Origin of the sequence: Actinacidiphila glaucinigra, assembly GCF_035918135.1 — a bacterium.
In the GTDB taxonomy this organism is placed as follows: Bacteria; Actinomycetota; Actinomycetes; order Streptomycetales; family Streptomycetaceae; genus Actinacidiphila; species Actinacidiphila glaucinigra.
Genome location: NZ_CP109144.1, coordinates 2,997,501 through 3,018,873 on the forward strand (window position 1 = coordinate 2,997,501; position 21,373 = coordinate 3,018,873).

Sequence of the window (21,373 nt, forward strand, 5' to 3'; positions counted from 1 at the left end):
ACCGTTTCACCGGCCCCTCCGGGCTTTCCCTTCGTTATCTCCAGCTTAGCAGATCCGATTTCCTTCTCCGCCACCCTCTGGAGAGGGTTTGTCTTCAGGCCTTCACCTTTCGACGTTCCCGACTTTATCAGACCCTTTCGGGCTCGATTCCCGCCGGTGGGGATTTCCTGCTTTTGCGTTTCCGCCTTTCGGCTTTCGCGCTCCCCGACTTTAGCAGATGCTTACCGTCGGATTTACCGAACCGCTCCGAGGGCGCACGTTTCCGTGGCGTTCTCGTCGCGGGGGTTGTGCCAACGTACTGGAGCGGGGCACCCCGACGCAAATCGAGGGTGCCCCGCTCCTGGTGGTGCGTCAGACCTCCACGACCACGGGGAGGATCATCGGGCGCCGGCGGTAGTTGTCGGAGACCCACTTGCCGATCGCGCGGCGGATGAGCTGCTGCAACTGACGGACCTCGGCGACGCCGTCGGAGGCGGCGCGGGCGAGGGACTCCTCGATCTTGGGGAGGACCTCGTTGAAGGCCTCGTCGTCGATGCCGGAGCCACGGGCCTGGATGAACGGGCCACCCACGACCTTGCCGGTGGTGCTGTCGACGACGATGAACACCGAGACGATGCCCTCCTCGCCGAGGATGCGGCGGTCCTTGAGGGAGGACTCGGTGACGTCGCCGACCGAGAGGCCGTCGACGTACACATAGCCCGCCTGCACCTTGCCGGTGACCTTGGCGACGCCGTCGACGAGGTCTACGACCAGGCCGTCCTCGGCGAGGACGCAGCGCTCCTTCGGGATACCGGTGGCCCGGCCGAGTTCGGCGTTGGCGCGCAGGTGGCGCCATTCGCCGTGGACCGGCATGAGGTTGCGGGGCTTGCAGATGTTGTAGAAGTACAGCAGCTCGCCGGCGGAGGCGTGGCCGGAGACGTGCACCTTGGCGTTGCCCTTGTGCACGACGTTGGCACCCCAGCGGGTGAGGCCGTTGATCACCCGGTAGACCGCGTTCTCGTTGCCCGGGATGAGCGACGAGGCGAGGACGACGGTGTCGCCCTCGACGATGCGGATCTGGTGGTCACGGTTGGCCATCCGGGACAGCGCCGCCATGGGTTCGCCCTGGGAGCCGGTGCACACCAGGACGATCTTCTCGTCGGGGAGGTCGTCGAGCGTCTTGACGTCCACGATGAGGCCCGGTGGGACCCGCAGGTAGCCCAGGTCACGGGCGATGCCCATGTTGCGGACCATGGAACGGCCGACGAGGGCGACCTTGCGGCCCCGCTCGTGGGCGGCGTCCAGGACTTGCTGGATGCGGTGGACGTGGCTGGCGAAGCTGGCCACGATGATCCGCTTGTCGGCCTTGGCGAAGACCTGGCGGAGCACCGGCGAGATGTCCCGCTCGTGCGGGATGAAACCGGGGACCTCCGCGTTGGTGGAGTCCGAGAGCAGCAGGTCGATGCCCTCCTCCGACAGCCGCGCGAAGGCGTGCAGGTCGGTGAGCCGGCCGTCGAGCGGCAGCTGGTCCATCTTGAAGTCGCCGGTGTGCACGACCATGCCGGCCGGGGTGCGGATGGCGACCGCGAGGGCGTCGGGAATGGAGTGGTTGACCGCGATGAACTCGCAGTCGAAGGGCCCGATGCGCTCGCGCTGCCCCTCGGCGACCTCGAGCGTGTAGGGGCGGATGCGGTGCTCGGCGAGCTTGGCCTCGATGAGGGCGAGGGTCAGCTTCGAGCCGATCAGCGGGATGTCGTCCTTCTCCCGCAGGAGGAAGGGGACGGCGCCGATGTGGTCCTCGTGGCCGTGCGTGAGGACGATGCCGACGACGTCGTCCAGGCGGTCGCGGATCGAGGTGAAGTCCGGGAGGATCAGGTCGACTCCGGGCTGCTCCTCCTCCGGGAAGAGCACCCCGCAGTCGACGATCAGCAGTCGGCCTCCGTACTCGAAGACCGTCATGTTGCGGCCGATCTCTCCGAGACCGCCTAGCGGGGTGATGCGCAGACCGCCTTCGGGCAGCGCGGGGGGTGGGCCGAGCTCAGGGTGCGGATGGCTCAAAGTCTCTCCTCACCACGCACGCCACAGGCCCCGGGCGGAAGCCCGGGGACACCGTGCGCGCGTGACAGCGTGCGTTCTTTTTCGTTGTCCTCATGGAGCGATATTCAGTTCTTAAGTCTTTGGTTACAGCTGTACCCCGCCGGCGGCGAGATCCTGCTTCAGCTGTGCCGTCGCCGCCTCGTCGAGCTCCACGAGCGGGAGCCGGAGCGGGCCGGCGGGGAGCCCCTGCAGGGCCAGGGCGGCCTTGGTGGTGATGACGCCCTGGGTGCGGAAGACGCCGGTGAAGACCGGGAGCAGCCTCTGGTGGATCTCGGTCGCCTTGTGGGTGTCCCCCGAGAGATACGCCTCGAGGAGGGCCCGCAGTTCAGGGCTGACCAGATGTCCCACGACGGAGACGAAGCCGGCGGCGCCGACGGAGAGCAGCGGCAGGTTGAGCATGTCGTCGCCGGAGTACCAGGCGAGGCCGCTGCGGCTCATGGCCCAGCTCGCGGCGCCGAGGTCGCCCTTGGCGTCCTTGTTGGCGACGATCCGGGGGTGCTCGGCGAGCCGGACGAGGGTCTCGGTCTCGATGGGGACGCCGCTGCGGCCGGGGATGTCGTAGAGCATCACCGGCAGGCCGGTGGCGTCCGCGACGGCGGTGAAGTGCCGGTACAGGCCCTCCTGAGGGGGCTTGTTGTAGTACGGCGTGACCGCGAGCAGGCCGTGGGCGCCGGCGCGCTCCGCCTGGCGGGCCAGCTCGACGGTGTGGTGGGTGTCGTTGGTGCCGACGCCCGCGACGACGAACGCGCGGTCGCCGACCGCCTCCAGTACGGCCCGGACGAGCTGCTCTTTCTCCACGTCGCTGGTGGTCGGCGACTCACCGGTGGTGCCGTTGACGACCAGGCCGTCGTTGCCTGCCTCGACGAGGTGGGCGGCGAGATGCTGCGCGCCGTCGAGGTCGAGGGCGCCGTCCGCGGTGAACGGCGTGACCATTGCGGTCAGGACCCGCCCGAAGGGGGTCTGCGGGGTGGAGGTCGGAGCCATGAGTCCAACGCTACTCGGTGCCGGTGCCGGGATACCCCCTCGGGACCTGCGATGAGGACTCCGGCGCTGCCTGCTCGGGGGTTCAAGCAGCACCGGAATCCGTTTCTGAAGACTAGACGAATTGCATGAAACCCGGCAATCGGAAGATTCCGGATGAGTGGTGACCTGCTACGGAGCGATCCGGCCGTTGCCGTTGAAGGCGGCGTGGGTGAGCGGCATGAGCTTCGCCCATTCGGCTTCCATCCGCTCCCCGACCATCTCGATCTCCCGCTGCGGGAACGACGGCACCTTGGCGAGTTCGTGCTGGGTGCGCAGGCCGAGGAAGTGCATCAGCGAGCGCGCGTTGCAGGTGGCGTACATCGACGAGAACAGGCCGACGGGCAGCGTGGCCCGGGCGACCTCGCGGGCGACGCCGGCCGCCAGCATCTTCTGGTACGCGTCGTAGGACTGCCGGTAGGAGGCCTCCATGGCGTCCACGACGGACTGGTGCTGCTCCGGGGACCCGTGCACGAACTCGTACTTCCCGGGGCGGCCCTGCTGGACCAGCTTGCGCTCGGTGGACGGCACGTAGAAGACCGGCTGCAGCTCGCGGTACCTGCCGGACTCCTCGTTGTAGGACCATCCGACGCGGTGGCGCATGAACTCGCGGAAGACGAAGATCGGGGCGCTCACGAAGAAGGTCATCGAGTTGTGCTCGAAGGGGCTGCCGTGGCGGTCCCGCATGAGGAAGTTGATCAGGCCCTTGGAGCGCTCCGGGTCCTTGGTCAGCTCCGCCAGCGACTGCTCGCCGGCCGTGGAGACCCGGGCGGCCCAGAGCACGTCGGAATCGGCGGCGCTGTGCTTGATGAGCTCGACGGTCACGTCGTCGCGAAACTGCACGGAATCGTCGGCGGAGGTGTCGGTCACCGGGCGTCCTTCCTCACGGAGCTTGGGGCGGCGCCCAGCCTATGCGCCCGCTCCGACATCGCCCGACACCCGTCGACACCGCCCCCACTCCCCGCAAAGCGGAGCAAGGCAGACGACCGGCGGACCACTGCTGGCCGGTCCCGGCGGGGCCCGCTAGCCTCACCGATGTGTCTCTGCCCTTCCTCGCCGCCGACAGCGGCCACGACGAGTACGCCGCGGACGCCGCCCTTCCGCACCGGGTCGAGGACGGGTGGGTCCGTCCCTATCGCCCCGGACCCTGGCGGGTCGCCGCGGCGGCGATGCTGCTCATGCTCGCCTCGTACCTGCTCTTCGCAGCGGTGATCATGGGGCTTTCGGGCAACGGGCCCGGCGTGGCCACGACGATCGGCGCCGCGGTGCTGGCGATCGGCTGCGCGCTGCGTCTGCTGCGCGTGGGGTTCTGGGTGAGCACGCGCGGCCTGCGGCAGGTGGGGCTCCTGTACACCACGACACTGCCCTGGAACCGGGTCGGATCCGTCCGTACGGCCCAGCAGCCGGTGAAGTGGCTGGGGCTGCCCCGGACCGTGCAGGGCCAGGCCCTGGTCGTCACGCGGTCGAACGGCCAGCTGATGCGGCCGCTGCTCACCGACCACAACGCGGACTTCCTGGGCCGTACGGAGGCCTTCGACCAGGCGGCCGACGCCATAGAGGGCTGGGCCGCCGAGCTGGGCCAGTAGGCCCGCCAGGGCCGCCAGGGCCCTCAGGGCGCCTGCGGCGGCCCCGGGGGACGGGTCCCGACACCGGCCGGCTTCAGGCCGGCGGAGGTGCCCCCTTCGCCGCACGGTGGCCGACCGGTCGCGGACGGCCGACGCGACGGCCGCCGGAACGGGCCACTTCGACGTGCGGCGGCGCACCGGTGGTCCCTCGTCGCGTGCCCGACCGCTCCCCGGCCCCTGCCGGTCCGCTTCGAGGTATACGCGGCGCCGCGCCGCAGGAGCCCCGCGGGCGACAGACGGGCGTCATCGGGCGTTCGCCTGCGGCTGTTAGCGTCCGGCCGACTTGGCCCGTCGAGGACCTGGAGCGACAGTTGTTCGCACCGCCCCAACCGAGCACGCTCCTCAGCCGCCCCGGGCCGCTGCCCGCGCTGGAACCGCTGCGGGGCCGCACCGTCGTCGTGAAGTTCGGCGGGCACGCCATGACCGACGGGACGTTGCTGCGTTCCTTCGCCGAGGACGTCGTGCGGCTGCGGCGGACCGGGGTGCGGGCCGTGGTGGTGCACGGAGGCGGTCCGCAGATCAGCGCGCAGCTCGACCGGCTGGGCGTACCCGCGCAGTTCCTGGGCGGTCAGCGCGTCACCACGCCGGAGACGCTGGACGTGGTGCGGATGGTGCTCGCCGGTAAGGTGCAGCGGGAGCTGGTGCGGCTGCTCAACGAGCACGGCCCGTACGCCGTCGGGCTCACCGGCGAGGACGCGCACACGCTCACCGCGGTGCGCCGGTACGCCGAGGTCGGCGGGGAGCTGATGGACATCGGCCTGGTCGGGGACGTGACGGAGGTCAACACGGCCGCGGTGGACATGCTGCTGGACCACGGGCACATCCCGGTGGTCTCGCCGCTCGGCCGCGGCACGGACGGCGAGGTCTACAACGTCAACGCGGACGCGGCCGCCGGCGCGCTGGCCGCCGCGCTGGGCGCGGAAGCCCTGGTGGTGCTGACCGACGTGCCCGGGGTGTACGCGGACTGGCCGCGCCGGGAGCGGGTGCTGGACCGGCTCACCGCCACCGAGCTGGAACTGGTGCTGCCGTCCCTCGGGGGCGGCATGGTGCCGAAGATGGAGAGCTGCCTGCGCGCGGTCCGCGCCGGGGTCCGCTCCGCGCGGGTACTGGACGGCCGCGCCCCGCACGCCCTGCTGCGCGCGCTGACCGGCGCCCCCGGCGAGGCCGGGGGCGGGACGGCCGTCCTGCCGGGCTGAGGCCGCACCGGACCCCGCTCAGGGGGTCAGCGGCGCCTTCCCCCGCAGGGCGATCGCCCGCTGCATGGCCTTGCGCGCCCGCGGGGTGTCGCGGGCGTCGTGGTAGGCGACGGCGAGCCGGAACCAGGCCCGCCAGTCCTCCGGCGCGGCCTCCGTCTCGGCCTTGCGCCGGGCGAAGACCGCGTCGGCGGAGGCCCGGTCGACCCGCCCGCTCGGGGTGCGCACGAGCTCGTCCTCCGGGAGGCCGCCCTCGGCCTCCAGTTCCCGGGCCAGCCGGTCCGCGTTGCGGGCGAACTGCGTTGTACGGACCAGGAACCAGACGCCGACCAGGGGCAGCACCAGCACGGCCGCGCCGAACACCACCGTGACCGGGCGGCCGTCCTGGATCAGCCAGACGCCGCGGGCGCCGGCCAGCACGAAGTAGACGACCAGGACGGCCGCGAGGACGAAGTAGGTGATCTTTGCGCGCATGATGGGCGGACCCGGCTCTCAGTCTGTCGTCTCTCGGTCGGTCAGTCGAGGTCCATGAAGTGCTCCAGGCCGAAGGTGAGCCCCGGTGTGGAGACGACCCTGCGCACGCCGAGCAGCACGCCCGGCATGAAGGAGGCGCGGTTCATGGAGTCGTGACGGATGGTGAGGACCTCGCCGGCGTCGCCGAAGAGCACCTCCTGGTGGGCGACGAGACCGCGCAGCCGCACCGCGTGCACGGGCACGCCCTCGACGTCGGCGCCGCGCGCCCCGTCCAGGGCGGTCGCCGTGGCGTCCGGCTGCTCGCCGAGCCCGGCCTCGCGGCGGGCGTCGGCGATGAGCTGCGCGGTGCGGACGGCGGTGCCACTGGGCGCGTCGACCTTGTCCGGGTGGTGGAGTTCGACGATCTCCGCGGACTCGAAGAAGCGGGCCGCCTGGCGGGCGAAGCGCATGGCCAGGACCGCCCCGATGCCGAAGTTCGGTGCGATGAGCACACCGGTGCCCGAGGCCTGGCCGAGCCAGCCGCGCAGGGTGTCCAGGCGCTCGTCGGTCCAGCCGGTGGTACCGACGACGGCGTGGATGCCGTGCCGCAGGCAGAAGTCGAGGTTGCCCATCACCGAACCCGGGGTGGTCAGTTCGACGGCGACCTGGGCCCCGTTCTCGGCGAGGGACTCCAGCTTGTCCTCGCGGCCGATCGCCGCCACCAGCTCCAGGCCGTCCGCGGCCTCGACGGCCTTGACCGCCTCGGCGCCCATGCGGCCACGGGCCCCGATCACACCCACGCGGATCTTGCTCATCGTTCCAGTCCTCCGGTCCAGACGTTCGAGACGGTCGGTACGGCTCAGGGCTCAGGCGACGGACTCGTGCAGCCGGGCGGCCTGCCGGTCCTTCAGCGGGCCTATGACGGCCAGCGAGGGACGCTGTCCCAGGACGTCGCGGGCGACCGCGCGCACCTCGTCGGGCGTGACCGCGGCGATCCTCTCCAGTGTGGCGTCCACCGACATCTGCTCGCCCCAGCAGAGCTCGCTCTTGCCGATCCGGTTCATCAGCGCGCCGGTGTCCTCCAGGCTGAGCACGGTCGAGCCGGAGAACTGGCCGATGGCACGGTGCAGTTCCTCGTCGCTCAGCCCGTGCTCGGCGACCTGGTCCAGTTCCTCGCGGCAGATCTTGAGAACCTCGTGGACGCGGCGCGGCTGGCAGCCGGCGTACACGCCGAACAGCCCGGAGTCCGCGAAGGACGAGGTGTACGAGTAGACGCTGTAGGCGAGTCCGCGCTTCTCGCGGACCTCCTGGAACAGCCGGGAACTCATCCCTCCGCCGAGGGCGGTGTTGAGCACGCCCAGCGCCCAGCGCCGGTCGTCGTGCCGGGACAACCCCGGCATGCCGAGCACGACATGGGCCTGCTCGGTGCGGCGCTCCAGGAGTTCCACCCGGCCCTGGCCGCGTATCGTGCGGGCGCCGCCGCGTGGCGGGCGGGGTACGGCGTCCGCGTCGCGGAGGGCGCCGGCGTCCTCGAAGGCCTTCCGGACCTGGCGGACGACGGTGGCGTGGTCGATGTTGCCCGCGGCGGCGACGACCAGCCGCGTCGGGTCGTAGTGCTTCCGGTAGAAGCGGGCGACCTGGTCGCGGGTGAGGGCGTTGATGGTGTCGACGGTGCCGAGGACGGGTCGGCCGAGCGGGGAGTCGCCCAGCATGGCGGTGGCGAACAGGTCGTGGACCTGGTCACCGGGGTCGTCCTCGGTCATCGCGATCTCCTCCAGGACGACACCGCGCTCGGCGTCGATGTCCTCCTGGCGGATCAGGGAGCCGGTCAGCATGTCGCTGACCACGTCGATGGCGAGCGGCAGGTCGGTGTCGAGGACACGCGCGTAGTAGCACGTGTACTCCTTGGCCGTGAAGGCGTTCATCTCGCCGCCGACGGCGTCGATGGCCGAGGAGATCTCCAGCGCGCTGCGCCGCGCGGTGCCCTTGAAGAGCAGGTGCTCCAGGTAGTGCGTGGCGCCGTTCAGGATCGGGGTCTCGTCGCGTGAGCCGACGCCGACCCAGATGCCGAAGGTCGCGGAGCGCACCGTCGGCAGGGTCTCGGTGACCACGCGCAGGCCGCCGGGGAGCACGCTGCGCCGCACCGTGCCGATGCCGTCGGTGCCGGGAAGCAGGGTCTGCGTGCGGACGGCCCGCCCCTTGGTGGTGGGGCGGGCCGTCACACGAGTGGAGCGGGTGGTCACTTCTCGGACTCGTCCTCGGCCTTGTCGTCGGCCGCGGTCTCTTCGCCCTCGATGACCGGGATCAGCGAGAGCTTGCCGCGCTGGTCGATCTCGGCGATCTCGACCTGGACCTTGGAGCCCACGGCGAGCACGTCCTCGACGTTCTCGACGCGCTTGCCGCCGGCCAGCTTGCGGATCTGCGAGATGTGCAGCAGGCCGTCCTTGCCCGGGAGCAGGGAGACGAAGGCACCGAAGGTGGTGGTCTTCACGACCGTGCCCAGGTACCGCTCGCCGACCTCGGGCATCGTCGGGTTGGCGATGCCGTTGATCACGGTGCGGGCGGCCTCGGCGGAGGGGCCGTCGGCGGCACCGATGTAGATCGTGCCGTCGTCCTCGATGGTGATCTCGGCGCCGGTGTCCTCCTGGATCTGGTTGATCATCTTGCCCTTGGGGCCGATGACCTCACCGATCTTGTCCACCGGGATCTTGACCGTGATGATGCGCGGGGCGTTCGGCGACATCTCGTCCGGAGTGTCGATCGCCTCCATCATCACGTCGAGGATGTGCAGACGGGCGTCGCGGGCCTGCTTGAGGGCCGCGGCCAGGACCGACGCCGGGATGCCGTCGAGCTTGGTGTCCAGCTGCAGCGCGGTGACGAACTGCTTGGTGCCGGCGACCTTGAAGTCCATGTCGCCGAAGGCGTCCTCCGCACCGAGGATGTCGGTGAGGGTGACGTAGTGGGTCTCGCCGTCGATCTCCTGGGAGATCAGGCCCATGGCGATGCCGGCGACGGGGGCCTTCAGCGGCACACCGGCGTTCAGCAGCGACATGGTGGAGGCGCAGACCGAGCCCATGGAGGTGGAGCCGTTGGAGCCCAGCGCCTCGGAGACCTGGCGGATGGCGTACGGGAAGTCCTCGCGGGCCGGCAGGACCGGGAGGATCGCCCGCTCGGCCAGCGCGCCGTGGCCGATCTCACGGCGCTTGGGGGAGCCCACGCGGCCGGTCTCGCCGACGGAGTACGGCGGGAAGTTGTAGTTGTGCATGTAGCGCTTGCGCGTCTCGGGCGCCAGCGTGTCCAGCTGCTGCTCCATGCGCAGCATGTTCAGCGTGGTGACGCCCAGGATCTGGGTCTCGCCGCGCTCGAACAGCGCCGAGCCGTGCACGCGCGGGATCGCCTCGACCTCGGCGGCCAGGGTGCGGATGTCGGTGACGCCGCGGCCGTCGATGCGGACCTTGTCCTTGATGACGCGCTCGCGGACCAGCTTCTTGGTCAGCGACCGGTACGCCGCGGAGATCTCCTTCTCGCGGCCCTCGAACTGCGGCAGCAGCTTCTCGGCGGCGAGACCCTTGACGCGGTCCAGCTCGGCCTCGCGGGCCTGCTTGCCGGCGATGGTCAGCGCCTGCTTCAGCTCGTCGGCGACCGAGGACGCCAGCGCCTCGAACACGTCGTCCTGGTAGTCCAGGAAGATCGGGAACTCGGCGGTCTCCTTGGCGGCCTTCGCGGCGAGGTCGGCCTGCGCCTTGCACAGCACCTTGATGAAGGGCTTGGAGGCCTCCAGGCCCGCCGCGACGATCTCCTCGGTCGGCGCCTCGGCGCCGCCCTCGACGAGCTTGATCGTCTTGTCGGTGGCCTCGGCCTCGACCATCATGATCGCGACGTCGCCGTCCTCGAGGGTGCGGCCGGCCACGACCATGTCGAAGACGGCCTCCTCCAGCTCGCTGTGGGTCGGGAAGGCGACCCACTGGCCGCGGATCAGCGCGACGCGCACGCCGCCGACCGGGCCGGAGAAGGGCAGGCCGGCGAGCTGCGTGGAGCAGGAGGCGGCGTTGATGGCGACCACGTCGTAGAGGTGGTCGGGGTTGAGCGCCATGACCGTCGCCACGACCTGGATCTCGTTGCGCAGGCCCTTCTTGAAGGACGGGCGCAGCGGGCGGTCGATCAGGCGGCAGGTGAGGATCGCGTCCTCGGAGGGGCGGCCCTCGCGGCGGAAGAAGGAACCGGGGATCCGCCCGGCCGCGTACATGCGCTCCTCGACGTCCACCGTCAGCGGGAAGAAGTCGAGCTGGTCCTTCGGGTGCTTCGAGGCGGTGGTGGCCGACAGCACCATGGTGTCGTCGTCCAGGTAGGCCACGGCCGAGCCGGCGGCCTGACGGGCCAGGCGGCCCGTCTCGAAGCGGATCGTGCGGGTGCCGAAGCTGCCGTTGTCGATCACGGCCTCGGCGTAGTGGGTCTCGTTCTCCACTATGGGAATTCTCCTCTTTCGTGCCCCCGGGCGTCTTCCCGGGAACCGTCGGTGGAGGGGCGTCCCGCCGGGCCGGTCTTCGATCGAAGCCACCGGGACGTACGTGCTGCCCGGGGGCCACTACCGAGGACCGGCTCTGGTGGCGCTAGGAGGACGCTCCCTCCGCATGCTCTATGGCGTTGTGTATGGGACCAGACTACAAAGTCTCGGCCCCGGTCTCGCGCCCAGCGCGGCCCCGTACGTACGCAAAGGGAGCGGCCCCCGGCTGGGAACCGCTCCCTCTACGGCGTCTCAGCGGGCGCCGGCCGCACCGCGGCGGATGCCGAGGCGGTCGACCAGCGCACGGAAGCGCTGGATGTCCTTCTTGGCCAGGTACTGCAGCAGGCGGCGGCGCTGGCCGACCAGGATCAGCAGACCACGACGGGAGTGGTGGTCGTGCTTGTGGGTCTTGAGGTGCTCGGTCAGGTCCGAGATGCGGCGCGAGAGCAGCGCGACCTGGACCTCGGGGGAGCCGGTGTCGCCCTCCTTGGTGCCGAACTCGGCGATGATCTGCTTCTTCGTCGCGACGTCGAGCGACATACGGTCTCCTTGTGGTGTCGGTGCCTCCGAGCGCCCCTGGTCTGCGTCACAGGAGAAGCTTCGTTGACCCGGAAGGCATGACGCGCCGCGCATGGGCGGACGCATCGGTTACACAGAGTACCACCCCGGGCCCGGTGCGATGTCCGGGGCCGGGGTGGCGGGGGCCGCCGGCGGCTGCGGGCCTTCCGGCCCGGCCGCCGTCGTTCAGCCGCTGGTCATGCCGCGGGCCTCGGCGTAGAGGTCGAGGACCGCGAGGGCGAGCGGGATGAGGGAGAGCAGCACGGTCGCCTCCGCGAGGTCGAGCATCCGGCCCCAGAAGGGGGTGACGCCCTTGCTCGGGACGACGAGGGCGATCGCGACCAGGAGCGCCGCACCCAGGGCGACCGCCGCGGACAGCCACACGGTGCGGATGTCGAGCGAGGAGTGGTTGCCGCGCAGCAGGTCGGTGAGGACGTCGGTCGGCAGGTTGAGGGCGAGACCGATGATCAGCAGCCCGACGGTGATCACACCGGCCACCATCAGCGTCACGACCTGCGAGGTGTAGCGGAACAGCCGGGCGCGCATCAGGGTCGCCAGGCCCATGGCGAGGGCGAGCAGCTGCGCCCATGAGCTGTCGGAGAAGCCGAGCACGACGCCGGCGGAGCCGACGATCGCGGCGGCGCAGCCGCCGACCAGACCGAGCAGCAGCTCGTGGCCGCGACGGGCCTGGTTGGTGATCCGGTCGAAGTCGACCGGCTCCTCCTCGCCCTGCCGGTCGCCGTCGCCGCGGTGCCGGGCCTGGACCTGGTCGGGCGAGCGGAAGCCGATGGGCAGGCGGGCGAAGCGGGCGGACCAGCCGGGCAGGAAGCCGATGACGGCGATCATGACGACGGCGGTGACGGCGGCGGCCTCGCGCGGCGCGGCGTCGGTGAGGATCGCCACGAAGGTGGCCACGGTGCCGACGCCGGCGGTGAAGGAGGCCGCGACGAACGGCGCGTCCCCCTGCGGCAGCATCAGCACGAGGAGCACCGCGGCGATGAGCACGACGACGCAGCCGATGAGGAAGTGCAGCCGGCCCGGTCCCTCGTTCCCGTCGACGCCCATGATCCCGGAGCCGGCGACGAGCAGCAGCGGCAGGGAGGCGAGGCCGAGGGCGACGGCCGAGTGGCGGTCGTCGTACACGCGGGCGCGCACCGAGGCGAGCGCCACGAGCACCAGGCCCGCGGCGCCGGCGAGGATGCCGGACAGGCCGTGCATGTCGTGCTTGACCGGCTCGGAGAACCAGAGCACGAAGGCCATCAGGGCCAGCAGGATGACGCCGGCGGTCAGGCCCACGCCGCGCATGAGGCCGTCGTTCCAGCTGCGCCGGTCGGTCTCGACCGCCGCGGCGACGGCGTCGACGACGTCGTCGAACACGGCGGGCGGCAGTGAGTCCGCGAACGGACGCAGAAGCAGCAACTCGCCGTCGTGGACGCGCTGTTCGGCCAGGGACAGGGTGCCGTCGAGGACGCGACCGTCTCGGCGGACCAAGTTGTAGCCGGTGGGGGCGGCTTCGTCGGGCGTCTGGCCCGACAGGCGCAGTATCTCCGGATGGATGTCGGAGAGCGGTACGTCCTCCGGGAGTGCCACATCGATCCGGCTGTTCGGCGCCGCCACCGTGACTCTGCAGAATCCCGTCGCTGAGATCGTGCTCACCTGGAGTGGTCCCCCTCGTCCGGTGATGGGTGTGTTGGGGTGGGGTCCGCGCGGCCGTCCAGGGTCGGACCCCCGTCCGCGCTTCGCGATCCGTCACCCTACCGGGTACCCCAAGTCCCTTGTCCCTCACCCGTCCCAGTGCCTTTGAACTGTCATGCCCAGTAGGATCGCCACCTGCCTGTGGTCCGATGCCCGCCCCGCGCGCGGCGCAGCGCGACCGGGACGTGTCATACGGGGGACCGTCACCACGGGGGCGGCCCGAAACTGCGATTCGCGTGAAGGACTGGTGCATCGGTGAGCGTGGTCGTCATCAAGCGCCCGCCGCGGGTTTACCCGCCGGAGGTGCCGAATGAGGAGGTACGGCTCGAAGCCCCGCCCGAACTGCCGCGCGGGGAGGACCAGGGCCTGCTGATGAACCTGCTGCCGATGCTCGGCATGGGTTCCTCGGCGGCGTTCTTCTTCCTGCCCACGGGGTCGGGGACCTCCGGCGGGTTCATGAAGGTCATGGGCGTGCTCATGCTGGGCTCCACCGTGGCGATGGTGGTGGCCCAGATCGTACGCGCCCGCAAGGGGCCGTCGGGGCAGATGGCGGAGGCCCGCCGGGACTACCTGAAGTATCTGGCGCAGGTGCGCCGCGGGGTGCGCAAGACCGCCCGCAAGCAGCGCGACGCGCAGTATTACCTGCATCCCGCGCCCGAACAGCTGTGGGCGCTGGTCGCCGAGTCCTCGCGCGTGTGGGAACGCCGGTTCACCGATCCGGACTTCGCGCAGGTGCGGGTGGGCCTCGGCCCGCAGCAGTTGTCGACGCCACTGGTGGCGCCGGAGACCGCCCCGGTGGACGAACTCGAGCCGCTGACCGCGCACTCGATGCAGCAGTTCATCGCGGCGCACGGTTCGCTGGACAACCTGCCGCTGGCGGTGGGACTGCGTTCCTTCTACCACGTGACCGTCTCCGGGGACCCGGACACCGTCTACGGGCAGACCCGCTCCATCGTGGGCCAGCTGTGCTCCCTGCACTCGCCGGAGGACCTGGTCGTCGCCGTCGTGGCGGCGCCCGGCGCCCAGCCGGAGTGGGAGTGGGTCAAGTGGCTGCCCCACGCACAGCACAAGGAGCACGACGGGGCGGGCTCGCGCCGTCTGATATGCGGTGACCTGGGCGAGGTCGAGGATCTGCTGGCGGACGAGCTGGAGGGCCGGCCGCGCTTCAACCGCGAGGGCCAGCCGGTGCTGGACCAGCCGCACGTGGTGATCGTGCTGGACGGCGGCGGCGTGCCGGCGGACTCGGTGATCGCGTCCGCCGAGGGTCTGCAGGGCGTCACGATCCTGGAGGTCGTCCCCGGCGAGCTGGACGAGGCGCGCGGCTCGCTGTCGATCCAGGTGTGGCGCGACCAGCTGTACCTGGAGGCCGGGGCCGGCACCTTCACCGGCGTACCCGACGTGCTGTCCCCGGTGCAGGCGGAGTCGCTGGCGCGGCAGCTCGCGCCCCTGCGGCTGGGTGCCGCGGACGCCGACGAACCGCTGCTGGCGAACCTGGACTTCACCGACCTGATGGGCATCGGGGACGCGGCGTCGGTGGACGTGGCGCGGACCTGGCGGCCGCGGACCCTCCACGAGCGGCTGCGGGTGCCCATCGGCCTGGGCGAGACCGGCGAGCCCGTCATGCTGGACGTCAAGGAGGCCTCGCAGGAGGGCATGGGCCCGCACGGCCTGTGCGTCGGCGCCACCGGTTCCGGCAAGTCCGAGCTGCTGCGGACGCTGGTGCTGGGCCTGGCCGTGACGCACTCCTCGGAGACCCTCAACTTCGTGCTCGCCGACTTCAAGGGCGGCGCGACCTTCACCGGCATGGGCACGATGCCGCACGTGTCGGCGGTCATCACCAACCTGGCCGACGAACTCACCCTGGTGGACCGCATGCGCGACTCCATCACCGGTGAGCTGACCCGCCGCCAGGAGCTGCTGCGGCAGGCCGGCAACTACGCCAACATCACCGACTACGAGAAGGCCCGCGCGGCGGGTGCGGCGCTCGACCCGCTGCCCTCGCTGGTCCTGATCATCGACGAGTTCTCCGAACTGCTCGCCGCCAAGCCGGACTTCATCGAGATGTTCATCCAGATCGGCCGCATCGGCCGGTCGCTGGGTGTGCACATGCTGCTGGCCTCGCAGCGCCTGGAGGAGGGCAAGCTGCGCGGGCTGGACACCTTCCTGTCGTACCGCATCGGTCTGCGGACCTTCTCCGCCGCCGAGTCCCGCACCGCGATCGGCGTGCCCGACGCCTACCACCTGCCCAACGTCCCCGGCGCGGGCATCCTGAAGTACGGCACCGACACCATGGTGCAGTTCAAGGCCGCGTACGTGTCCGGCACCTACCGGGCGCCGGGCACCCGCACGGCGAGCGGGGCGCGCATCGACCGCTCCCCCGTGCTGTTCACGGCCTCGCCCGTGCCCGTGCGCATCGTCACCGCGCCGGAGCCGCAGCAGCGGAGCGGGCAGGTGGACGACGCGCTGGCCGACACCGTGCTCGACGTCGTCGTCGGCCGGCTGGAGGGCCAGGGGCCGCCCGCCCACCAGGTGTGGCTGCCGCCGCTGGAGGAGCCGTTCAGCGTCGACCAGGTGCTGCCGCCGCTGACGGTGAGCGCCGAGCGGGGTCTGCACGCGGAGGGCTACACCGCCACCGGCAAGCTGCAGGTGCCGGTCGGTCTGGTCGACAAGCCCTTCGAGCAGCGCCGTGACGTCATGTACGCGGACCTGTCGAGCTCCGGCGGTCACGCGCTGATCGTCGGCGGCCCGCAGTCCGGCAAGTCGACGCTGGTCCGCACCCTGATCGCGTCCTTCGCGCTCACCCACACCCCGAAGGAAGTGCAGTTCTACGCGCTGGACTTCGGCGGCGGCGGCATGCTGGCCCTGGACGGGCTGGCGCACGTCGGCGGGGTCGCCTCGCGCCTGGACGCGGAGAAGGTCCGCCGCACGGTGGCCGAGGTGCACGGCATCCTGAACGCCCGTGAGGAGTTCTTCCGCACCAACGTCATCGACTCGATGAACACCTTCCGCTCCCGCCGGGCCTCGGGGCACTTCCCCGACCAGCCGTGGGGCGACGTGTTCCTGGTCATCGACGGCTGGAGCACCTTCAAGACCGACTACGAGATGCTCGACCCGGTCGTCAACGACATCGCCACCCGCGGTCTGGGCTTCGGCATCCACCTGGTGATCACCGCCACCCGTTACACCGAGATCCGGCCCGCGCTGCGCGACCAGGTCCTCAGCCGGCTGGAGCTGCGGCTCGGCGACCCGATGGAGTCCGAGTTCGACCGCAGGCGCGCCGAGAACGTGCCGGTCGGCAAGCCGGGCCGCGGGCTGTCCCCCGAGAAGCTGGACTACCTGGCGGCGCTGCCCCGCGTCGACGCCTCCTCCGGTGTGGAGGACCTCTCCGACGGCATGGCGCAGTTCGTGGCCTCGGTCAACGCCAACTGGCCGGGCCCCACCGCGCCGAAGGTGCGGATGCTGCCGACGATGCTGCCGTCGACCGAGCTGCCCGGGGGCGGCGACTTCTCCGACCGCGGCATCGCGATCGGTGTGGACGAGCTCACTCTGTCGCCGGTGTTCGTGGACTTCGAGACGGACCCGCTGTTCGTCATCTACGGCGAGAGCGAGTCCGGCAAGTCCTCGCTGCTGCGGCTCCTCGCCAGGCAGGTCAGCGAGCGCTACGAGTCCGGCAAGGCGCTGTTCGTGGTCGCCGACTTCCGCCGGGCGCTGCTCGGCCAGGTCCCGGAGAGCCACATGTACAAGTACTGCGCCTCCGGTCCGCAGCTGCAGGAGGTCATGGAGTCGCTGGCCGGTTCCATGAGCCGCCGGATGCCCGGCCCGGACGTCACGCCCGAGCAGTTGCGCAACCGCAGCTGGTACAGCGAGCCCGACGCCTGGGTCTTCGTGGACGACTACGACCTGGTCGCCACCTCGATGGGCAACCCGATGCAGGTGCTCATGGAGTACCTGCCGTTCGCCCGTGACCTGGGCCTGCGCATCGTGCTGTCGCGCAGCACCTCGGGCGCTTCGCGGTCGTCCTTCGAGCCGTTCCTGACCCGCGTCAAGGAGCTGGGCGCGACCGGCGTGCTGCTGTCCGGCGATCCGGCCGAGGGCCCGATCTTCGGCAACGTCAAGGCGTCCAGGCTGCCTCCGGGCCGCGCGCAGTTCATCACGCGGCGCCGCGGCAACCAGCTGGTCCAGACCGGCTTCCTGCCGGAGAGCTGATCCCGTCACGGCGCGCGGCGCCGGGACACGCGAGCGGGGGCGGGCCGGACGGCCCGCCCCCGCCGTGCTCGCGGCCCCGGCCTCAGTCCCGCGGGGACGGCGGCCGGTAGGCGGGCGGAACATCGCGGGGGTCGCGCCGCACGGCGGCCGGGCGGTCGCCGCCGGCCGTCCCTTCCTCCCGGGCCTCCTCCGCCTCCTCGTCGGACCGCTGCTCGAACCAGCGCCGGGCGCGCTCCTCCTGCGCCGCCCGCTCCTCGGGCGTCAGCCGCTCGTCGGCGCGCTTCAGCTCGGCCATGCGGTCGCCGAGCGCGCCGAGGTAGGCGCCGGAGCCCAGTGCCTCACGCATGCCGAGGCGGCCGGAGAGCACCTCCCGCGCCATCTCCTTGAGCGTGCCGTCGACTTGGGGATTGTCGGCGAGTGTCCTGAGCGCCTTGTGCAGTCGGCGGGCCTGTGCGGGGTCGTCGGCGACGTCCATCAGGTCCCTGTCGCTGATCTCCTTGCTCATCGGCTGCGTTCCCCCGGTCGAGAGTGTCGTGACGAATGTGTGCATGCCATCGTGCCATCAGCCGGACGCCCCGACCACGGGCACGGGCACGGGCGGGGGCGGGGGCGGGGGCACGGGCACGGGCACGGGCACGGGCACGGACAGGGGCGGGGGCTCCGGCGGCGCGGACACGCTTCGTCAACCTTTCGGCCGTACTTCCCGGAGCGCTGGCCGGAGTTCCCCGATCGGATGTGGCACGGTCTGTCTGACCGACGCCGAAGGAGACGACGAGCGATCATGTCCTACCCCGAGCCCCGCTACCTCGGAGAACAGGGCGAGGTCAGCGCGCTGTTCCGCGCCGCCGACACCGGTGCGGACGTGCTCGCTCCCTCGGGCAACCGCACCCACTACCTGGCCACGCACGCGTCGACGGGCGGCGACTTCGGCCTGTACCGGATCGACATGGGCCCGGGCTCCCCCGGCCCCAGCACCCACTTCCACCGGTCGATCTCGGAGTCCTTCTTCGTCCTGTCCGGGGCGGTGCAGCTCTTCGACGGGGAGCGCTGGATCACCGCCCGCCCCGGGGACTTCCTCCACGTACCGGCCGGGGGGCTGCACGCCTTCCAGAACGACTCCGACGAGCCGGCGTCGATGCTGCTGCTCTTCGCGCCCGGCGCGCCCCGGGAGGAGTACTTCGAGCGGGCCGGCGAGCTGGCGCAGCGCGGGGGTGCGGAGTTCCGGGAGTTCCTGCTGCGTCACGACATCTTCTTCGTGGAGCCGCCGGAGGTCGGGCCGGAACCGCTGTGACGGTCGCGCCGGCGGTCAGCCGAAGCTCTTGTCGATGACGCAGAAGCGGTTGCCCTCGGTGTCGGCCAGGACGACGAAGTCCGGGTCCGGCGGATAGCGGTCCCAGTCGACCCGGCCGGCGCCCAGGGCGACCAGCCGCTCCACCTCCGCCGCCTGTTCGGCGGCGTCGTCCGCGTACAGGTCCAGGTGGACCCGGGGGTGTTCCTGCACCGGGGTCGTGCTGGTTCCGAGCGCGATGCCCGGGCCCGCCGCTCCCGCGGCGGGCACCAGCACCGCCCAGTCGTCCTGCGCCTCCACCTCGCCGTCGCGGGGCACGTATCCGAGGGCGGCGCCCCAGAAGGCCGCGGCGCGCCGCACGTCCGTCACTCCGAGCACGATCGTCCCGAGGGTCAGCATGGGTCGATTCTGGCAGCCGCCGTCGTGCGGGAACGGGCCTGCCGGGGTCCGGGACCGGCGTCACGGCACGTACAGCTCCAGGCGCCAGTCGTTGCAGCGGATGGGGTGCCCCGGCGGGTACTCGAAGTCGCACTCCTCCACCAGCGTGAAGCCGAGCTTGCGGCAGATCACGTTCGAGGGGTGGTTGTCGACCTTGGGGAAGGCGTGCAGGAAGCGCGGGCCCTTCTCGGCCGCCGCCCGGGCGATGACGGCCTCCCCGGCGGCAGCGGCGACACCGCGCCCCTGGAACTCGGGCAGGACGCCCCAGCCGGTCTCGTACACCGTGCCGCCCCGCCAGGACTTCTCCCAGTAGCCGATGCTCCCGGCGGGCACCCCCTCGGGCAGCAGCACGATGCTGAACATCCCGCCGCCCTCGCTCCCGCTCGTCAGATACCGCTCGTGGCGGACGAGCAGCTGCTCCTCGGTCTCGGGGCCGCCGAGGTGGCGCATCATCGCGGGCGCGTTCGCCCGCCGGAGCAGCTCGAGGTCGCCCTCCGCCCACGGCTCGATCCGTACCCGCGCGCCCATCTTCCGCTCCCCTCGTCGCTCCTGCCGATCACACCACACGGGTCGGACACCGCCACCGATGAGTTTCACCGGGCCGCCCGGTCCTATCACCGGAGCCGTTCCGCGGTGGCCCGGCTCGACCAGAAAGGCAGCACCATGAACGACATCACCATTACCCGGGTCTTCGACGCGCCGCTCGCCAAGGTGTGGAAGGTGTGGACCGAGCCGGAGTACTTCGCCCAGTGGTTCGGCGCCCCGCTGCCCACCGTCGCCAGCGACGTCCGCCCCGGCGGGGCCTGGCGCGCCACCATCACCACGCCGCAGGGCGAGATGCCGCTGAGCGGGGTGTACCGCGAGGTGGAGCTGCACAAGCGGCTGGTGTGGACGATGGACGTCCCGGGCGCGCCCGAGGTGGTCATGGACGCCGCCTTCACCGACCGCGGTGACCGGACCGAGGTCGTCTACCGCCAGCCCGGTGTCCCCGAGGAGCACTGCGCCACGGCCGAGGCCGGCGCCAACCACATCCTGGACAGCTTCGCCTCCGTCCTGGCGAAGTCCTGACGGGATAGGTGGGCGAACGTGACGCGGACGACCTTCGTCCTGGTCCCGGGGGCGGGCGGCGGCACCTGGTACTGGCACCTCCTCGTACCGGAGCTGCGCCGCCGCGGCCACGCCGCGGTCGCGGTGGACCTCCCCACCGGGGACGACCGCGCGGGGCTGCGGGAGTACGCGGACGCGGTCGTCGCCGCCGCGGGCGACCGCGCGCCGCTGGTGCTGGTCGCCCAGTCGATGGCCGGCTTCAGCGCGCCCCTCGCCTGCGAACGGCTCGGGGACCGGCTCGTGCTGCTCGTCCTGGTCAACGCGATGGTCCCGGCCCCCGGTGAGACCGCCGGGGAATGGTGGGCCGCCACGGGCCAGCCCGAGGCCCGGCGCGCCCTCGACCTCGCCGAGGGGCGGCCGGCGGACGGGGAGTTCGACCCCCTCGTGACGTTCTTCCACGACCTCCCGGGGCACGTGGCGGAAGAGGCCCTGGCCCAGGGGAACCCGCAGTCGGACACCCCCTTCGGCCTGCCCTTCCCGCTGCCGGCCTGGCCCGACGTGCCCACCCGCGTCGTCGTGGGCCGCGACGACCGGCTGTTCCCCGCCGCCTTCCAGCGGCGCGTGGCCCGGGAGCGGCTCGGCGTCGAGGCCGACGTCCTGCCGGGCGGGCACCTGGTGGCGCTCGCCGACCCGGACGGGCTGGCGGACCTGCTGGTGGGCTATCTGCCCGGCTGAACCTCCGCACGGGGCGGTCGCGGCAGCCTGCACCGCGGCCGCCCCGTCACGACGACCCGCGCGCCTGGTGGACGACCGCCTGCGCGTAGGCCAGCCGCGCGTCCAGGCTCCCGGTGCGGAGCACGTACCGCGCCGACAAGCCGTGGTACTTCAGCGACGCGGGCCTCCCGGGCCCGTGCCGCCAGGCCGTCCGGACGGGCAGCGACCACGCGGAGTCGCCGCTGCCGCCGACGGCCCAGAACAGGTTGAGCACGAGCCACAGGGGCGACAGCAGCACGAACACCGCCCAGGAGGTCACCGTCCCGCCCCGCCCGGTGAGCGCATCTCCACCGGCCGGCCTGATCTCCCAGCGCGGGCGCCACCGAGCCCGCTTCGCCGGCGTACACAGTTCGCCCAGTTCCTCGCCTCCGGGACCGAGCACGCTCAGCCGCCCGCCGGACGGCTGCCCCGACGGCGGACGCACGACGAGGCCCAGCGGCTCCCGCCCGGCCAGGTCACGGTAGAGGCTGAAACGCGGCCGCGCGCCGCCGCCTGC

Annotated in this window: 19 protein-coding genes; 6 read left to right on the forward strand and 13 right to left on the reverse strand. The window is 71.6% G+C overall.

Annotation, left to right across the window (positions count from 1 at the left end; all coding sequences use genetic code 11):
* Positions 1-351: 351 nt before the first annotated feature.
* The 3 genes from OIE69_RS13030 to thyX all read right to left on the reverse strand — a co-directional run bounded on the left by OIE69_RS13030 (position 352) and on the right by thyX (position 3,966).
* A complete protein-coding gene (locus OIE69_RS13030) occupies positions 352-2,037 on the reverse strand; it encodes a ribonuclease J (RefSeq protein ID WP_326572147.1) in 1,686 nt (561 codons plus the stop codon).
* 123 nt (positions 2,038-2,160) lie between these two features.
* Positions 2,161-3,060, reverse strand: a complete 900-nt coding sequence (dapA, locus tag OIE69_RS13035; RefSeq protein WP_326572148.1) for a 4-hydroxy-tetrahydrodipicolinate synthase — start codon at positions 3,058-3,060, stop codon at positions 2,161-2,163.
* A 168-nt stretch (positions 3,061-3,228) separates the two neighbouring features.
* On the reverse strand, positions 3,229-3,966 hold the full coding sequence (gene thyX / locus OIE69_RS13040) for an FAD-dependent thymidylate synthase (RefSeq protein WP_326572149.1): 738 nt from the start codon (positions 3,964-3,966) through the stop codon (positions 3,229-3,231).
* A gap of 167 nt (positions 3,967-4,133) precedes the next feature.
* Between thyX and OIE69_RS13045 the strand changes: the two genes are divergently transcribed.
* Both OIE69_RS13045 and argB read left to right on the forward strand, forming a co-directional pair.
* Positions 4,134-4,682, forward strand: a complete 549-nt coding sequence (locus OIE69_RS13045) for a hypothetical protein (protein ID WP_326572150.1) — start codon at positions 4,134-4,136, stop codon at positions 4,680-4,682.
* A 350-nt stretch (positions 4,683-5,032) separates the two neighbouring features.
* Complete coding sequence (gene argB, locus OIE69_RS13050) at positions 5,033-5,917, forward strand: acetylglutamate kinase (protein ID WP_392567497.1); 885 nt, start codon at positions 5,033-5,035, stop codon at positions 5,915-5,917.
* 18 nt (positions 5,918-5,935) lie between these two features.
* On the opposite strand, the gene OIE69_RS13055 is transcribed toward argB, so the two are convergent.
* From OIE69_RS13055 to eccD, 6 genes are all read right to left on the reverse strand, one after another.
* Positions 5,936-6,388, reverse strand: coding sequence for a tetratricopeptide repeat protein (locus OIE69_RS13055; RefSeq protein ID WP_326572151.1), 453 nt, complete (start codon positions 6,386-6,388; stop codon positions 5,936-5,938).
* A 41-nt stretch (positions 6,389-6,429) separates the two neighbouring features.
* Complete coding sequence (gene dapB, locus OIE69_RS13060; protein ID WP_326572152.1) at positions 6,430-7,182, reverse strand: 4-hydroxy-tetrahydrodipicolinate reductase; 753 nt, start codon at positions 7,180-7,182, stop codon at positions 6,430-6,432.
* 51 nt (positions 7,183-7,233) lie between these two features.
* Positions 7,234-8,610 carry a M16 family metallopeptidase gene (locus tag OIE69_RS13065; protein WP_326572153.1) on the reverse strand — a complete coding sequence of 459 codons (1,377 nt, stop codon included), beginning with the start codon at positions 8,608-8,610 and terminating at the stop codon, positions 7,234-7,236.
* Complete coding sequence (locus OIE69_RS13070; RefSeq protein WP_326572154.1) at positions 8,607-10,832, reverse strand: polyribonucleotide nucleotidyltransferase; 2,226 nt, start codon at positions 10,830-10,832, stop codon at positions 8,607-8,609. The genes OIE69_RS13065 and OIE69_RS13070 overlap by 4 nt, the downstream gene beginning before the upstream one ends.
* Before the next feature lie 291 nt (positions 10,833-11,123).
* Positions 11,124-11,411, reverse strand: coding sequence for a 30S ribosomal protein S15 (rpsO, locus tag OIE69_RS13075; protein ID WP_018562610.1), 288 nt, complete (start codon positions 11,409-11,411; stop codon positions 11,124-11,126).
* Positions 11,412-11,615: 204 nt separating this feature from the next.
* A complete protein-coding gene (gene eccD, locus OIE69_RS13080; RefSeq protein WP_326572155.1) occupies positions 11,616-13,085 on the reverse strand; it encodes a type VII secretion integral membrane protein EccD in 1,470 nt (489 codons plus the stop codon).
* A 294-nt stretch (positions 13,086-13,379) separates the two neighbouring features.
* On the opposite strand from eccD, the gene eccCa reads away from it, so the two are divergent.
* A complete protein-coding gene (gene eccCa / locus OIE69_RS13085; protein WP_326572156.1) occupies positions 13,380-17,330 on the forward strand; it encodes a type VII secretion protein EccCa in 3,951 nt (1,316 codons plus the stop codon).
* Positions 17,331-17,412: 82 nt separating this feature from the next.
* Here the strand turns inward: eccCa and OIE69_RS13090 are convergent, their stop codons facing one another.
* Positions 17,413-17,835 (reverse strand): hypothetical protein, encoded by a 423-nt coding sequence (locus OIE69_RS13090; RefSeq protein WP_326572157.1) that lies wholly within the window; start codon positions 17,833-17,835, stop codon positions 17,413-17,415.
* 276 nt (positions 17,836-18,111) lie between these two features.
* Here OIE69_RS13090 and OIE69_RS13095 point away from each other — a divergent pair, with 276 nt between their 5' ends.
* Entirely contained in the window at positions 18,112-18,621 is a 510-nt protein-coding gene (locus OIE69_RS13095; protein WP_326572158.1) for a cupin domain-containing protein, read from the forward strand.
* Positions 18,622-18,636: 15 nt separating this feature from the next.
* Here OIE69_RS13095 and OIE69_RS13100 read toward each other — a convergent pair whose 3' ends face one another.
* On the reverse strand, positions 18,637-19,017 hold the full coding sequence (locus tag OIE69_RS13100; RefSeq protein WP_326572159.1) for a VOC family protein: 381 nt from the start codon (positions 19,015-19,017) through the stop codon (positions 18,637-18,639).
* Positions 19,018-19,077: 60 nt separating this feature from the next.
* On the reverse strand, positions 19,078-19,584 hold the full coding sequence (locus tag OIE69_RS13105) for a GNAT family N-acetyltransferase (RefSeq protein WP_326572160.1): 507 nt from the start codon (positions 19,582-19,584) through the stop codon (positions 19,078-19,080).
* A gap of 135 nt (positions 19,585-19,719) precedes the next feature.
* Between OIE69_RS13105 and OIE69_RS13110 the strand changes: the two genes are divergently transcribed.
* Both OIE69_RS13110 and OIE69_RS13115 read left to right on the forward strand, forming a co-directional pair.
* On the forward strand, positions 19,720-20,124 hold the full coding sequence (locus OIE69_RS13110) for an SRPBCC family protein (protein WP_326572161.1): 405 nt from the start codon (positions 19,720-19,722) through the stop codon (positions 20,122-20,124).
* 18 nt (positions 20,125-20,142) lie between these two features.
* Positions 20,143-20,838, forward strand: a complete 696-nt coding sequence (locus OIE69_RS13115; RefSeq protein WP_326572162.1) for an alpha/beta fold hydrolase — start codon at positions 20,143-20,145, stop codon at positions 20,836-20,838.
* Between the two features lie 46 nt (positions 20,839-20,884).
* Here OIE69_RS13115 and OIE69_RS13120 read toward each other — a convergent pair whose 3' ends face one another.
* Positions 20,885-21,259, reverse strand: a complete 375-nt coding sequence (locus OIE69_RS13120) for a hypothetical protein (protein WP_326572163.1) — start codon at positions 21,257-21,259, stop codon at positions 20,885-20,887.
* Positions 21,260-21,373: the final 114 nt, after the last annotated feature.

Coding starts and splice junctions, on each gene's coding strand:
- rpsO (WP_018562610.1), bottom strand. CDS start 11,411: ATGTCGCTCGACGTCGCGACGAAGAAGCAGATCATCGCCGAGTTCGGC.
- OIE69_RS13095 (WP_326572158.1), top strand. CDS start 18,112: ATGTCCTACCCCGAGCCCCGCTACCTCGGAGAACAGGGCGAGGTCAGC.
- OIE69_RS13090 (WP_326572157.1), bottom strand. CDS start 17,835: ATGAGCAAGGAGATCAGCGACAGGGACCTGATGGACGTCGCCGACGAC.
- OIE69_RS13100 (WP_326572159.1), bottom strand. CDS start 19,017: ATGCTGACCCTCGGGACGATCGTGCTCGGAGTGACGGACGTGCGGCGC.
- dapA (WP_326572148.1), bottom strand. CDS start 3,060: ATGGCTCCGACCTCCACCCCGCAGACCCCCTTCGGGCGGGTCCTGACC.
- OIE69_RS13055 (WP_326572151.1), bottom strand. CDS start 6,388: ATGCGCGCAAAGATCACCTACTTCGTCCTCGCGGCCGTCCTGGTCGTC.
- OIE69_RS13105 (WP_326572160.1), bottom strand. CDS start 19,584: ATGGGCGCGCGGGTACGGATCGAGCCGTGGGCGGAGGGCGACCTCGAG.
- OIE69_RS13110 (WP_326572161.1), top strand. CDS start 19,720: ATGAACGACATCACCATTACCCGGGTCTTCGACGCGCCGCTCGCCAAG.
- dapB (WP_326572152.1), bottom strand. CDS start 7,182: ATGAGCAAGATCCGCGTGGGTGTGATCGGGGCCCGTGGCCGCATGGGC.